The 14,271-nt window shown below is 63.5% G+C and carries 13 protein-coding genes and 1 riboswitch; of the genes, 7 read left to right on the top strand and 6 right to left on the bottom strand.

Annotation, left to right across the window (positions count from 1 at the left end):
- Window positions 1-8: 8 nt before the first annotated feature.
- The 5 genes from ACIQ2A_RS10980 to ACIQ2A_RS10960 form a co-directional block, all read right to left on the bottom strand.
- Entirely contained in the window at window positions 9-791 is a 783-nt protein-coding gene (locus ACIQ2A_RS10980) for an ABC transporter ATP-binding protein (RefSeq protein ID WP_398478847.1), read from the bottom strand.
- Complete coding sequence (locus ACIQ2A_RS10975) at window positions 788-1,780, bottom strand: FecCD family ABC transporter permease (protein WP_398478845.1); 993 nt, start codon at window positions 1,778-1,780, stop codon at window positions 788-790. Before ACIQ2A_RS10975 ends, ACIQ2A_RS10980 begins: the two co-directional genes overlap by 4 nt.
- A 26-nt stretch (window positions 1,781-1,806) precedes the next feature.
- Entirely contained in the window at window positions 1,807-3,756 is a 1,950-nt protein-coding gene (locus tag ACIQ2A_RS10970) for a TonB-dependent receptor plug domain-containing protein (RefSeq protein WP_398478843.1), read from the bottom strand.
- A gap of 31 nt (window positions 3,757-3,787) precedes the next feature.
- Window positions 3,788-3,986: riboswitch (cobalamin riboswitch) on the bottom strand.
- Window positions 3,987-4,116: 130 nt separating this feature from the next.
- On the bottom strand, window positions 4,117-4,899 hold the full coding sequence (locus ACIQ2A_RS10965) for an alpha/beta fold hydrolase (RefSeq protein ID WP_398478841.1): 783 nt from the start codon (window positions 4,897-4,899) through the stop codon (window positions 4,117-4,119).
- A gap of 4 nt (window positions 4,900-4,903) precedes the next feature.
- Window positions 4,904-6,199, bottom strand: coding sequence for an O-acetylhomoserine aminocarboxypropyltransferase (locus tag ACIQ2A_RS10960; RefSeq protein ID WP_398478839.1), 1,296 nt, complete (start codon window positions 6,197-6,199; stop codon window positions 4,904-4,906).
- A 135-nt stretch (window positions 6,200-6,334) separates the two neighbouring features.
- On the opposite strand from ACIQ2A_RS10960, the gene ACIQ2A_RS10955 reads away from it, so the two are divergent.
- The 5 genes from ACIQ2A_RS10955 to uraD all read left to right on the top strand — a co-directional run bounded on the left by ACIQ2A_RS10955 (window position 6,335) and on the right by uraD (window position 10,143).
- Window positions 6,335-6,574 carry a hypothetical protein gene (locus ACIQ2A_RS10955; RefSeq protein ID WP_398478837.1) on the top strand — a complete coding sequence of 80 codons (240 nt, stop codon included), beginning with the start codon at window positions 6,335-6,337 and terminating at the stop codon, window positions 6,572-6,574.
- Between the two features lie 158 nt (window positions 6,575-6,732).
- Complete coding sequence (locus ACIQ2A_RS10950) at window positions 6,733-6,990, top strand: hypothetical protein (RefSeq protein WP_398478835.1); 258 nt, start codon at window positions 6,733-6,735, stop codon at window positions 6,988-6,990.
- A 910-nt stretch (window positions 6,991-7,900) separates the two neighbouring features.
- Window positions 7,901-8,317: a DUF3830 family protein gene (locus tag ACIQ2A_RS10945; RefSeq protein WP_398478833.1), complete on the top strand. Its 417-nt coding sequence runs from the start codon at window positions 7,901-7,903 to the stop codon at window positions 8,315-8,317.
- Window positions 8,317-9,246 (top strand): allantoinase PuuE, encoded by a 930-nt coding sequence (gene puuE / locus ACIQ2A_RS10940; RefSeq protein WP_398478830.1) that lies wholly within the window; start codon window positions 8,317-8,319, stop codon window positions 9,244-9,246. Before ACIQ2A_RS10945 ends, puuE begins: the two co-directional genes overlap by 1 nt.
- Window positions 9,247-9,255: 9 nt before the next feature.
- Complete coding sequence (gene uraD / locus ACIQ2A_RS10935) at window positions 9,256-10,143, top strand: 2-oxo-4-hydroxy-4-carboxy-5-ureidoimidazoline decarboxylase (protein ID WP_398478828.1); 888 nt, start codon at window positions 9,256-9,258, stop codon at window positions 10,141-10,143.
- Between the two features lie 152 nt (window positions 10,144-10,295).
- Here uraD and ACIQ2A_RS10930 read toward each other — a convergent pair whose 3' ends face one another.
- A complete protein-coding gene (locus tag ACIQ2A_RS10930; RefSeq protein ID WP_398478826.1) occupies window positions 10,296-11,690 on the bottom strand; it encodes a nucleobase:cation symporter-2 family protein in 1,395 nt (464 codons plus the stop codon).
- A 179-nt stretch (window positions 11,691-11,869) separates the two neighbouring features.
- Between ACIQ2A_RS10930 and pucL the strand changes: the two genes are divergently transcribed.
- Window positions 11,870-12,709, top strand: coding sequence for a factor-independent urate hydroxylase (gene pucL, locus ACIQ2A_RS10925; RefSeq protein WP_398478824.1), 840 nt, complete (start codon window positions 11,870-11,872; stop codon window positions 12,707-12,709).
- Window positions 12,710-13,008: 299 nt separating this feature from the next.
- Window positions 13,009-14,262, top strand: a complete 1,254-nt coding sequence (locus tag ACIQ2A_RS10920) for an allantoate amidohydrolase (protein WP_398478822.1) — start codon at window positions 13,009-13,011, stop codon at window positions 14,260-14,262.
- Window positions 14,263-14,271 lie beyond the last annotated feature (9 nt).

The following is a 14,271-nucleotide window of genomic DNA, read 5'->3' as shown; positions in this document are numbered from 1 at the left end:
GACATCGCTCACACTCCCGACCAGGGCATGATCACGGTCTCGCTGCCATGCGCGGCGCGGTAGGCACCGATCCGGAACACGTCGGCAAGGATCGTATCGGACAGTGCCTCGTCGGGCGCGGCCTGGGCGACGAGGCGGCCGTTCGACATCACCAGCACCGTATCTGCAAAGCGCGCGGCGAGGCCGAGATCGTGGGTGACGACGATCACCAGCACGCCTTTATCGGCTGTGCGGCGGAGGTTCGTCATCACGTCCAGCTGATAGCGCGGATCGAGCGAGGCGGTCGGCTCGTCGGCGAGCACGATGGGCGCCTCGACGGCGAGCACGCGCGCGAGCGCCACGCGGCTGCGTTCGCCGCCCGAGAGTTCGGTGACGATCCGGTCGGCGAAGCCGATCGTATCGGTTGCCTGCATGGCGCGCTGGACCGCGGCCTGATCGGCAGGTGCCAGTCGCGCGGGATCGGTGCCGCCATGGGGATAGCGACCGAGCGCGACGACGTCCTTGGCCACCAGTGGCCAATGCACGAGATGGCCTTGCGGCAGATAGCCGAAACGCTTGGCGCGCTCGCGCAGCGACAGATCGGCCAGCGCGGTGCCATCGACCACGATGTGGCCGGTCGATGGCTGCAGGCCGGCGAGGGCGCGCAGCAGTGTCGTCTTGCCGGCGCCGTTCGGGCCGACAAGGGCGACGAGATGGCCGCTCGCCAATGATAGCGAGACGTTCTCCAGCACGCGTCGGCTGGAGAGCGTGACGTTCAGATCAGTTGCGGTGAGCAGATGCGCTTCGCTCATGCGATGCCTCCGCCGAGTGCGCGGCGTTCGCGCATGATCAGATAGAGGAAGAATGGCACGCCGATGATCGAGGTGAGCACGCCGACCTTGATGTCCGTAGTCGATGGAATGATGCGCACCGCGATATCGGCTGCGAGCAGCAGGGCGGCGCCGGTGAGTGCGCTCGGGATCAACAGGCGTGCCGGATCATGGCCGATAATCGGGCGCATCAGATGCGGTGCGATCAGACCGATGAAGCCGATGGTGCCGGCCACGGCGACAGCACCGCCAACGCCGAGGGCGACACCGATAATGACGAGAAGCCGCAGGCGCGCAACATTTACGCCGAGGCTCTGCGCAGTCTCCTCGCCGAGGCTGAGAGCGCGGAAGGCAGAGCGCTGGCTCATCAGGATCACTGCACCGGCCATGATGAAAGGCAGCGCCAGCGTCACATGGCGGAAGCTGCGGTCTTCCAGTGAACCAAGCAGCCAGAACGCGATCTCAAGCGCGGCAAAGGGATTTGGCGACAGGTTCATCACCAGCGCCGTCGCGGCACCCGCGAGACTCGATATCGCGAGGCCCGCGAGGATCAGCAAGAGCAGTCCGGCATTGCGGCCTGCGATGGTGAGCAGCACGAAGACCGATGCGAAGGCCATCGTGATCCCCGCGACGGGCAATGCCCATGAACGGACATCGGCGAGACCGAGCGAGATCATCAGCACGGCGCCGAAGGCCGCCGATTGCGGTGCGCCGAACAGTGATGGTGAGGCGAGCGGATTGCGCAGGAGGCCTTGCAGCGCGGCACCGGACAGGCCGAGAATGGCACCGATGGCGAGCGCGAGGATCGCGCGCGGCAATCGGATCTCGCGAACGATGATCTGATGCACATCGGTGCCGCCGCCGAACAGCGCATCGAGCACCGTCAGCGGCGGCAGGCGAACAGGGCCGGTACCGAGCGACGCCAGCAGCAACGCAACCACCAGCGCGGCAAGTGCCGCGGTGGCGATCATCGTTCGTCTTGCTGCTGACTGTCCGGTCACCATGTGGCGTTGAATCCTGCATAGAGTGCCGGGCCAGTCGTACCGAAGTTCAGCACTTCCTGGTAGCGCTCATTGAGGATGTTTTCGCCGCGGGCGAACACCTTCCAGTTCGCGTCGAGCTTGTATTCGCTATAGAGATCGACGCGGGTATAGGCATCGACGACATTGGTCTCGTTGGCGGCACTGTAGCGCTTCGACACCGTCGTGATGCGGGGCTCGATCAGCCAGCGATCATTCGGCGTGATGGTGACAGCGAAACGCGCCAGGTTCTGCGGGCGACGTGCCAGGGTCAGGCCGGTGGTGAGATCGACAGCATGCAGATAGGTATAGGCCGCATTGATCTTCACGAGGCCTGGAATCACATCGATATTGGCGCCGACTTCAAGGCCGCTCGTCTCGGCACGGGCGACATTGGTGTAGTAGCCGAGCGGACGCGAGGCATCGCTGACGAAGTTGATAAGGTTGCTGAAGTCATTGGCAAAGCCCGTCACCGAGAGCACGACACGGCCGTCGAACAGGCTCTGATCGATGCCGGCGTCATAGCCGAAGCTGGTTTCCGGCGTCAGGTTGAGGCTGCCATAGGTGGTGTCGTAGAGCTGGAACAAGGTCGGCGCCTTGGCGCCGGTGCCGGCGCTGGCGCGCAGTTTGGTGCCGGTCTCCGCGATGTTGTAGGCCGCCGTTGCGCGCCACGTCTCGAAACGCGCGACATTGACCACGTCATCGACACGGCCACCCAGCGTGATGTTCAGACGCTCGCCGATCGGCAGTGACCACAAAGCGAAAGCCGAATTGGTGTCCTGCTGCTTCGCCAGCAGCGGCGTCATCAGGCCGGCGATGGGCAGCACATTGGTGGAGAAGGTCTGCGCCGTCTCGCTCTGCGTCTTGGCGCCGTAGATCAAGGTGCCGAAACCACCGAGCTTCAGATTGGCTTGATATTCCGCGCCGAGGCTGTTGCCCCAATAATCCGACGTCTTCACCGTCGTATTCTGCGGCAGCATATTGGTGCGATAGGTGTAGTCGGTGAACGAGCGTTCGGTATGGGTGTTCGACACCGTCACGTTATGCGTGAGAATGCCGCCGAAGGAGTCGATGCCGACGCGGCCATAGATGGTCTGCAGCAGGCGATCGGCCGATGCCGGCGTATCCGGGAACGTGCCGGTGGCCGCGTCATAGGCCGCGCGCGTGAAGGACTGCACGGTGCCGGCTTCGAGCCGAATGCCTTCGCCGGCGTCATAGCCGATGCGCGCACTGCCGCCGACGCGGTCGAAACCGTCGCGTTCGAGATTCGGGAAGCGCGCCTCGAGTGCCGGGATGCGATAGCCGTAGCGGGAAAAACCGTTGGAGTGCTGGCCGCCGCCGGTGAAGGCATAGGACCACGGACCATTGGTGCCGAGCAGCGAGCCTTGCGTCACCACGGTGCCATAGCTGCCGGCTTCGGTGCGGACATTGAACTGCGCGGGGCCCGAGCCTTTCTTGGTGATGATATTGATCACGCCGCCCATGGCGTCCGAGCCATACAGCGCGCTTTGCGGGCCGCGCAGCACCTCGATACGATCGATGGCAGAGGGCGCGAACATGGCAAATTCAAAATCGCCGGACGCCGCCGTGGGATCGTTGACGCGGATGCCGTCGATCATCACCAGCGTCTGGCCGGTATTGGCGCCGCGCATGCGCACATTCGCCGTGCCGCCGGGGCCGCCATTTTCAGAAATATCAATGCCAGGCACGCTGCGCAGCGCATCGACCAGCGAGCCGGGATTGGATGTCGCGATGGTCTCGCCCGAGACCACGCTGATGGCGCTGCCTGTTGCGCTAAGCGGCTCCGGCGCACGGCTTGCGGTGACGACGACTTCTGAGAGTTCCTGAGGACTGGATTGCGCCTGTGCCTGATGTGCAGACACAGCCAGAATCGCTGCGCCAGTCGCAGCGACCATACGGATAGACATGAGATTCCTTGCCGTCGACCCACCGTCGAACGTGTTCAGTCATGTCTCCGGCCGGTCTCCTGGCTCGCAGTGCTTTCCGGATCCGCCTTCCCGAGCATGCTCAGTGGCTTCAAGGATCCGGGCCAACTGCTTACAGTTGCGGGGGCAGCCGCGGCATCAGGGGGAGTTCTCCCCCACACCGCATTCCCGTTTCACCTCCTCGCGGAGGCACCGATGACGGTTTTTTAGTGGCACAGCGTGACGCGCTGCGCAACAGGCATATGCTCGTCATTGCGAGGAGCGACAGCGACGAAGCAATCCAGAAACCACGCGAAGGAAGAACTGGATTGCTTCGCTGCGCTCGCAATGACGGCTTTGGTTCTAGCTGCTGAGTGCGGCGAGAACCTCGTCGGGACGCTCGACCATCATCATGTGGCCGGTGGCGGGAAGAATCACCGTGCGCGCCTCGGTGATTGCTGCCGCCAGCGCCTTGCCGGATTTGGCAGGGGTCATCATGTCTCGTTCGCCGAGGATTAGCGTCACCGGGATCTTGATGGCTGCCGCCGCAGCGAGGGCATTCTGGTACGCATTGCAGGCATTGAGATCGGCATGCAGCACGCCGGGCTTCGTCGCCTCCAGCACGCGCTGCGCGCCGGTATGCATCCACAGGCCCGGCGCGAGACTGCCGCCGAGTTCGGCGCGCATGCCGAGACCCCAGATCGAGACCATGTCGATGGCCGAATGTTCGTTGGCTTCGGCGTCTTTCAGCAGATCGGGACCGACGGTCATCGTTGCCGCCGTGCCGAGCAGGTCGAGGCGCGTGACCTTGTCGGGATGGCGCGCGGCGGTCTCCAGCGCGATCAGCGAGCCCATGGAGTGGCCGATGAGGCGCGCCTGCTTTGCGCCTGCTGCGATGATCAGTGCGGCAGTCCAGTCGGCGAGATCGCCGATGGTCGTGAGTGCGTCGCCACCGCTGCGGCCATGGCCGGGAAGATCTGGCGCGAGCACCGCATAGCCATGATGCGCGAACCAGCGCGTATGCAGCGCCCAGGTGGAGCTGTCGAAGCCAGCGCCGTGCAGCAGCACGACGACGGGCAATGATGGATCGAAGGTGCGGCCGCCATTGGCGACAAAGGTGTCGTGACCATTGACCGTGATCTGCATCGGCTCAGCCCTTCTGCGAGAAGCGCAGCGCCTGCGCGAGATCGTCGATGATGTCCTGCGCGGCCTCGATGCCGACGGAGAGGCGGATCAGCTCTTCGCCGATGCCGGCGGCCTTCAGTTGTTCGGCATCCATCTGCTGATGGGTCGTCGAGGCCGGGTGGATCACCAGCGTCTTGGCATCGCCGACATTGGCGAGATGGCTGGTGAGTTTCAGTGCCTCGATGAATTTGCGTCCCGCGGGACGTCCGCCCTTGATGCCGAAGGAGATGATGGAGCCGGCGCCGCGCGGCAGCAGCGTTTTCGCCAGCGCATGATCGGGATGGTTTTCCAGCGAGGGATGCAGCACCCAATCGACGGCTTTGTTGGCGGTGAGCGCGGCCAGTACCGCGCTGGTGTTCGCGACATGGCGCTCCATGCGGATGGCGAGCGTCTCGACGCCTTGCAGGAGCTGGAACGCATTGGTCGGCGAGAGGCACGCGCCAAAATCGCGAAGGCCTTCGGTGCGGGCGCGCATGATGAAAGCGGCAGTGCCGAACTGTTCGTCGAAGACGATGCCGTGATAGCCGGCATAGGGTTCGGTGAGCTGCGGGAATTTGCCGGAGGCGCGCCAGTCGAAGCGGCCGGCATCGACGATCACGCCGCCGATGGCGATGCCATGGCCACCGATCCATTTGGTCGTCGAATTCATGACGATGTCGGCGCCGAGATCGAGCGGGCGCGACAGGAAGGGCGTCGCGAATGTGTTGTCGATTAGCAGCGGAATCTTCGCGGCATGGGCAATGTCCGCGACGGCGGGAATGTCGAGTACCTCCAGGCCGGGATTGCCGATGGTCTCGCCGATCACGAGCTTCGTGTTCGGCTTGATCGCCGCCTTGAAGGCATCGAGATCGCGCGGCTTCACGAAAGTCGTGGTGATGCCGAAGCGCGGCAGCGTGTGTGCGAGCAGATTGATGGTGCCGCCATAGAGCGACGAGGACGCCACGATGTGATCGCCGGCATTGAGGATGGTCGCGATGGCGAGATGGAGTGCTGCCATGCCTGATGCGGTGCAGACGGCGCCGACGCCGTTCTCCAATGCGGCCAGGCGCTCTTCGAGCACCGCGATGGTCGGATTGGAGATGCGGGTATAGATGTGCCCGGCGCGTTCGAGATTGAACAAAGCGGCGGCGTGATCGGTGTCCTGAAACACGAAGGATGTTGTTTGATGGATCGGCACCGCGCGCGATCCGGTGACGGGATCGGGATGCTGGCCCGCATGCAGGCTCAGCGTTTCGAAAGCGGGTGGCTTGGGTGCTGGCATCGTGTGTCTCGTCCCCTTTGATTTTGGCCATCTATGGCACGAATCGGTTTGCAGATGCGAGCAATGCGCGTTTCGACAGATGGAACAAAGCGATCGGTTTCGGCTTGTTGGTGATCGCGCCTGTGGAGAATTCCCATGAAAAAATTGCTGCTATGCACCGCCGTGATGGGCCTGGTGCTTTCGTCTGTTGCCGCTGAAGCCAAGGGATGTATCAAGGGCGCGATCATCGGCGGCATCGCCGGTCATTACGCAGGACATGGCAAGGTCGGCGCCGTTGCGGGTTGCGTGATCGGGCGGCACGAGGCAAACAAGGCCGATGCCGAGCGGGCGCAGAAGGCACAGCAGCCATCGCCGCGTCAGGGTAGCCACATCTAGCACCACGTGCTGTTGTCGTACTGCCGCCGCTTTTTGCGCGCGGCATCGTGTTCTTGAAGAACAAGAGGATTCGAACGGCCTCGCTCCATGGATTTTGCTGTGGAGACGAGGCTGCCGTCGTCTTCGGGCGATGGTTTGGGGAAGTAGGCGTAAGGGGCGTGGTACTACATCGCGACGTGTTCTGGCTCGGCCGGCAGTGGGCTGTCACCGGTTACGGTGTTCAGGCTGTCAGCAAGAAGCATAATATGAAATTCGATATCGAGGTGTCGCAGATCTGGGGCGAGGATCTCGACGCGCCGATGCGCGATCTGCCGTGGTTCGATGCAAAGGATTTTGCCGAAGCGGTGGAGCGGGCGCGCAAGCGGGCGACAGAAGAGCCGCTGACGTTCCGGCCGCCGCTGAGTGATGAGCGGTAAGGAGACTTTTCCCTCCCCCAAGCCGCGAAGCGGCGCAGCGGGGAGGGTGGTGAGACGCGAGCGTTCAGCGAGCTTCGAGACGGGTGGGTTGTTTCCACAAACTCTCTCTTACGTGGGGATAGACCCCACCCCGGCCCTCCCCGCTGCGCGGCTGCGCCGCTTGGGGGAGGGAGCACTCCTGCCGGTGCGGGACGTCCTGATCAACCTGTCAAACAGCCCCGTCATTCCTGAAATCATGAGTCCGCGTTCTCGCGGCGCCTGTGGCGTCCGAGGTGTGAGCATTCTCCCCTCGAGACATGAGGGGAGGTGGCACGCCGCAAGGCGCACTGGGTGGGACTGGACGCTGCTCCTGCTGCTGGATCGCCAGCAAACCGGAGCCGCGCAACGCCTTACGGCGCGCCACCGCGACGTCTTGCTAGTCGAAGGACCGTTCTTCCGGGTACTGGGCACTCCCATTGGGAGACATCCGGCAGGTTTCCCTGCCTTCACCCGCACCACGTCCAGCCGCGCTAGCGGCAGACCCCCTTAGTGGGGCCGGACGGTGACCCTCGACCACCCGAGTGCGTGAGGCCGCGTGAGCCTCCCGCCCGCAGGCGCCGCATCCACGTTCCGCCCAAAAGACGCCTCATGAGAGCGCCCCTCGCGAACGGGACAAGCGGGATAATGGCGAGGATGGGAATTTTGTCAAGGACAAAAGAAGAACGAATTTGCTCCAACTGTCATCGCCCGCGAATGCGGGCGATCCAGTAGACACTGACCAGACGGCTTTATCCGAGACGCCGGTGTTGACTGGGTTGCCCGGTCAAGCCGGGCAACGACACGGAGAGATACGCTCCACTCTTGCATCTTCATCACGCACCTGCACACTGGACCCATCGTTCAATTCCCCCGACACGCGAGACAAGCCCGCATGAGCCAGCTCAAAGTCCATATCGGCGACTTCACCTTCGATGCGAAATTCGAGGACGAGGATGCGCCGAAGACCGTCGCCGCCTTCAAGAAGGCGATGCCGTTCGACAGCCAGGCGATCCATGTGCGCTGGAGCGGCGAGGGCGTGTGGATGCCGCTCGGCGATCTCGACTTCGGTGTCGATTACGAGAATCACACCTCGTTCCCGGCGCCAGGCCACATGATCCTGTATCCCGGCGGGATCAGCGAGACCGAGATCCTGCTCGCCTATAGCGGCGTGCATTTCGCCAGCAAGATGGGCCAGCTCGCCGGCAACCACTTCATCACCATCACCTCCAATCTCGACAAGCTGAAGGAGATGGGCAAGACGGTGCTGTGGAAGGGCGCGCAAAAGGTTCGCATCGAGCTGGTGGATTGATGAGCGACTATCCGCGCGATTTGCGCGGCTACGGCCGCACGCCGCCCGATCCGAAATGGCCGGGCGGCGCGCGCGTGGCCGTGCAATTCGTCGTCAACTTCGAGGAGGGCGGCGAGAACAACATCCTGCATGGTGATCGCGCCTCGGAGGCGTTTCTGTCTGACGTGCTGGGCGCGCAGCCCTGGCCGGGTCAGCGCCATGCCAATATCGAAAGCATGTTCGAATACGGCTCGCGCGCAGGCTTCTGGCGACTGTTCCGGATGTTTTCCGAGCGCGGCCTGCCGACCACTGTGTTCGGCGTCGCCACGGCGCTGCAGCGCAATCCCGAGATCGTCGCTGCCATGCTGGAAGCGAAGTGGGATATCGCCAGCCACAGCCTGAAATGGATCGAGCACAAGGACATGTCGGAGCCCGAGGAGCGCTTCGAGATCGCCGAGGCGATCCGGGTGCATACCGAGGTGACGGGCGCGCGACCGACCGGCTGGTACACCGGCCGCAGCTCCATCAACACGCTGCGGCTTTTGATGGACACCGGCGGCTTCAAATATCTCAGTGACTCCTATGCCGATGATCTGCCCTACTGGATCAAGGGGCCAAGCGAGCCACAGCTCATCATTCCCTACACGTTGGACGCCAATGACATGCGTTTCACCAATCCGCAGGGTTTCAGCACCGGCGAGCAATTCTTCTCCTATCTGAAGGACTCGTTCGACGTGCTCTATGCGGAAGGCGCGACATCGCCGAAGATGATGACGGTGGGCCTGCATTGCCGCCTCGTGGGACGGCCGGGCCGCGCGGCCTCGCTGATGCGGTTTCTCGATTACATCACGAGCCACGACAAAGTGTGGGTGCCGACGCGGCTGCAGATTGCCGAGCACTGGCACGCGAATTTGAAACATCTCGCGGCAGACGCGCGCGCGATCGGATAGGGGCCACGCATGACCGGGACGACGCTCGCTCACCTCAATTCATGCAGCAAGGCGGACTTCGTCACGGCCCTCGCGAATATCTTCGAATATTCGCCGTGGATTGCGGAGGCTGCGGCGGACAAGCGCCCATTCGCCGGTGTCAGCGAATTGTTTGCGACCATGCGTAAGGTGGTCGAAGACGCCGAGCCCGGCCAGCGACTGGCCTTGATCAAGGCGCATCCCGATCTCGCCGACAAGACCCAGCGCGGTGATCTGCTCACGGCGGAGTCCAATGCCGAACAGAACAGCGTCGGGCTCGATCGGTTGTCGGAGGCCGAATATGACGCGTTCGAGCGGGTGAACACGGCCTATCGCGATAAATTCGGTTTCCCCTATATCGTCTGCGTCCGCCGCCACACCAAGGATTCCATCCTCGCCAATTTCGCGCAGCGGCTGCCGAATGATGCTGCAACGGAAGTCGCCGCGTCGATCGCGGAGATCTGCAAGATTGCGGCTTTGCGCACGGACCTGCTGGTGAAGGGCGACAATCCGCTCAAGGTGCATGGGCGGCTCTCGACCCATGTGCTCGATACGCATAGTGGTCGCCCGGCGGAAGGGATCGAGGTCGAACTCGTCGAACTATCGAAGCTCGGTGCCAGCCGGGTGATCGCGCGCACGCTCACCAATCACGATGGCCGCACCGATGTGCCGCTGATCGGCGGGCGGCCGATGCCGATCGGGCGCTATGAGCTGACATTCAAGGTCGGTGCGTATTTCGCGGCGCGCGGCGTACCGTTGTCGGATCCGCCGTTCTTGGATGAGATCCCGCTGCGGTTTTCGGTCTATGAGCCGGAAGGGCATCTCCACGTGCCACTGCTGGTGACGCCGTGGAGTTACGGGACGTATCGGGGGAGTTGAGAACCACTCCGCCCCTCATAAACTCCAGCCCCTCATGGTGAGGAGGCGCGCAGCGCCGTCTCGAACCATGAGCTGGCCTGGCTCGGAGTGTGCGGCCATCTTTCGAGACGCCGCTACGCGGCTCCTCAGGATGAGGGCGGAGTTTGGTGGCCTCAATGCGTCGCTGCGGCCGCAGCTCCCGCGGCTTCCGCCTTCGCGCTCTCCGCGCTTCCCAATCCGTTGAAGAACGCATTCAGCATGACCGCCACGAGGGCCGAGAGCAGAATGCCGGACTCCAGCAGCGGATGCAGGTCGTGCGGCAGCGCCTTGAAGAAGTTCGGCGCCACCAGCGGGATCATGCCGAAGCCGACCGAGATGGCGACGATGAACAGATTGTAGCTGTTGGTCTTGAAATCCACCGCGGTGAGAATGCGTGCGCCGGTGGCAGCGACCATGCCGAACATCACGAGTCCGGCGCCGCCGAGCACGACCAGCGGCACGGCTTCCACCAAGGCGGCCATCTTCGGCAACAATCCGAGCGCCAGCATGATGACGCCGCCGGCCACCGTGACCCAGCGCGAGCGCACGCCGGTGACGCCGACCAGGCCGACATTCTGCGAGAAGGACGTATAGGGGAAGGTGTTGAAGACACCACCGATCAGCGTGCCGACGCCGTCGGCGCGCAGGCCCTTGGTGAGGTCGTGGCGGTCCACCGTCTTGCCGGTGAGCTCGCCGAGCGCGAGGAACATGCCGAGGGATTCGATCATCACCACGACCATGACGATGCACATGGTGACGACGGGGATGAGATGGAATTGCGGTACGCCGAAATGGAAGGGCAGCACGATGTCGCCCCAGGGCGCGGCAGCCACCTTGTCGAAATGCATCACGCCGAGCAGGCTGGCGAGAATGGCGCCGGCGACGATGCCGAGCAGCACCGAGACATTGGCGATAAAACCCTTGCCCCATTTGATCAACGCCAGGATCACCAGCAGCACGAACAGCGCGATGCCGAGGCCCTGCAACTGCCCGTAGCCCGGATTGGGAAAGCTGTGCGGCACGCCGTCGATCATCTTGGTCAATGTCGGTAGTCCGCCACCGGCCCAGTTGATGCCGACGCGCATCAGCGAGATTCCGATCACCATGATGATGGTGCCGGTGACCACGGGTGGAAACAGCGGCAGCAGCCGGCTGATGAAAGGCGCGACAATGATGCCGAAGATTCCGGCAGCAATCACCGATCCATAAATGCCGAGCAGCCCGATCTCCGGCGACGTGGCCATGGAGAGCATCGGGCCGACCGAGGCGAACGTGACGCCCATCATCACGGGCAGGCGGATGCCGACACCGGGAAAGCCGAGGCACTGCACCAGCGTGGCGATGCCGCAGGCGAACAGGTCGGCGGAAATCAGGAAAGCGACGTCCTGTGGCGGCAATTTCAGCGCGCGACCGATGATCAGGGGCACGGCGACGGCACCCGCATACATCACCAGCACATGCTGGAGGCCGAGCGCGACCAGCCGCGGCGTCGGCAGAACTTCGTCAACGGGATGGACGGTGGCAGTCATCGATGGATCCCCCTTGCTTACGTCATGAAAAACCAAGGCATTATGATCATCAGATACAAACGGCGTGCCACGGCGGACCGCGCTTGACCGGCGGCACGAAGGTTGCTGGAAATAGCGAGCCGGAACCCGCGGCGCCCGGATATTCCGGAGCGCCCGTCAGCAACAGTCGGAGGTCGCGCGTGCCACTCATCAAGAACCGCTATGGCAAGGGCCGGGTGCGCATCATGCGCGTCCATCGCGACGGCGACAAGCAGGAGGTGAGCCAGCTCAGCCTCAAGGTCATGCTGGAGGGCGATTTCGGCCGCGCCTATACGGATGCCGACAATTCGACATCGACCTCCACGGATACCATCAAGAACATCGTCAATGTGGTGGCGCGGGAGAACACCGCGCTGCAGACCGAGCCGTTCTGCCAGGTGCTGGCGCAGCGCTATCTCGATCTCTATCCGCAGGCGAAGTCGGTGGCCATCACCGCGCATGAGACCAAATGGACCCGGCTGGTGATCGACGGCGTGCCGCATCCGCACAGTTTTGTGCGCGACGACAATGGCAAGCCGTTCGTCGAACTGCATGCGACGCGCGATGGCGTCACCATGAGCTCGGGGCTCGACACGTTCACCTTCATGAAGTCCACCCAATCGGGTTGGGAGAATTACTACACCGACAAATATTCCACCATTCAGCCGACCAGTGATCGCATTGCGGCGACATCCATGGTGGCGTCATGGACATGGTCGGGCGTGCCGGCGGACTACAGGGCGACCAATGCGAAGATACTCGAGGTGCTGTTGAAAGAGTTCGCCACCACCTATAGTCCGAGCGTGCAGAACAGCCTGTATCGCATGGGCGAAAAGGCGCTGGCTGCGGTGCCGGAGATTTCCGAGATCAGCATGGCGTGCCCGAACCTGCATTTCATCCTGATGAATCTGTCCGGCTTCGGCCTCGACAACAACAACGATGTGTTCCTACCAACGGAAGAACCGCACGGGCAGATCGAATGCACGGTGGGACGGGGGTGATGTCCGACCTCTCCCCGTTCTTGACGGGGAGAGGTCGCCGCGTCTTCGCGGCGGGTGAGGGGCGGGGCACGCGGTTCGCGATACTGATGCGCTCTCGGGCCGATGGGTCTGCGATTGGACGGCCGCACCATTCCGATGGACTGGGCCTGTCGCGGATCGCGTGCCATGCCCCTCACCCGGCGCTACGCGCCGACCTCTCCCCGCGCAAGATGCGGGGAGAGGTTAGGAGCGTCGCCGCCCTTGCCAGCCATGCGGCGGAATCTGCTACGGTGGCATGAGATCGAGTGGCCGGGATCGTGATGACAGACAACCATAGACACAACGGATCGCTCGGCGCGGACATCGTCCAGCGCATCGACCAGCTCGCCGCGATCTCCGAGGCGCCGGACAATCTCACGCGCGTGTTTCTCTCGAAGGAGCATCGTGCGGCCGCGGAGGTGCTGGTCACCTGGATGCAGCAGGCCGGCATGCTGGCGCGGATCGACGCGATCGGGAATGTGTGCGGGCGCTATGAAGGCACCAAGCTCGGTGCGCCATGCCTGATGCTGGGCTCGCATTACGACAGCGTGCGCGATGCGGGCAAGTGGGACGGGCCGCTCGGTGTCGTCACGGCCATCGCCTGTGTCGGCGATCTCAACCGCCGCAAGGTGCGGCTGCCATTCGCCATCGAGATCGTGGCCTTCGCCGATGAAGAGGGCACACGCTTCGCCTCGACGCTGCTCGGCAGTCGCGCGGTGGCGGGCACCTTTGTGGAAAGCGCGCTGGCAAGTCGCGACCGCGACGGCGTCTCCATGCGTGAGGCCATGGTCGCGTTCGGGCTCGATCCCGATCATATCGGTGCCGCCGCACGGGCGCCGGTGGAGGTGCTGGCCTATCTCGAACTGCATATCGAGCAGGGGCCGGTGCTGGAGGCGCAGAAGCTGCCCGTGGGCGTCGTCACGGCGATCGCCGGTGCGACGCGGCTCGCGGTCGAACTGCACGGCACCGCCGGTCATGCCGGCACCGTGCCGATGGCGATGCGGCGCGATGCGCTGACGGGGGCGGCGGAATGCATCGTCGCGGTGGAGGAGTTCTGCCGTTCCGATCGCGGCGGGCTGGTCGGCACCGTGGGCTATATCAATGCGATGCCGGGGGCGACAAATGTCATTCCGGGGCTGGTGTCGTTCACGCTCGACATCCGCGCGCCAAAGGACAGCTATCGCAAGATGGCAGTGACCGACATCGTGCGCGAGATCGAGACCATTGCGAAGCAGCGTCAGCTCGATCTGCAGATCAACGTCACCCATGAAAACCGCACGGCGCCCTGTGCGCCATGGCTGCAAAACCAGATTGGTGCGGCGATCACGGCGGAAGGCTTTCGTGCGTTCGAGCTGCCCAGCGGCGCCGGCCATGACGGGATGGCGATGATCGACATCGCAGACATCGCGATGCTATTCGTACGTTGTCGTGGCGGCATCAGTCATAATCCGGCCGAGCATGTGGACGAGGCCGATGTCGATGCAGGCGCGCGCGTTTTGCTGCGCGTGATCGAGAATTTTACTCCCAAGATATGACTGCAAGGC

It is taken from the genome of Tardiphaga sp., from assembly GCF_044336785.1.
In the GTDB taxonomy this organism is placed as follows: Bacteria; Pseudomonadota; Alphaproteobacteria; order Rhizobiales; family Xanthobacteraceae; genus Tardiphaga.
Note: the sequence above shows the minus strand (reverse complement) of the source record. Positions and strands in the feature narration are given on the sequence as shown.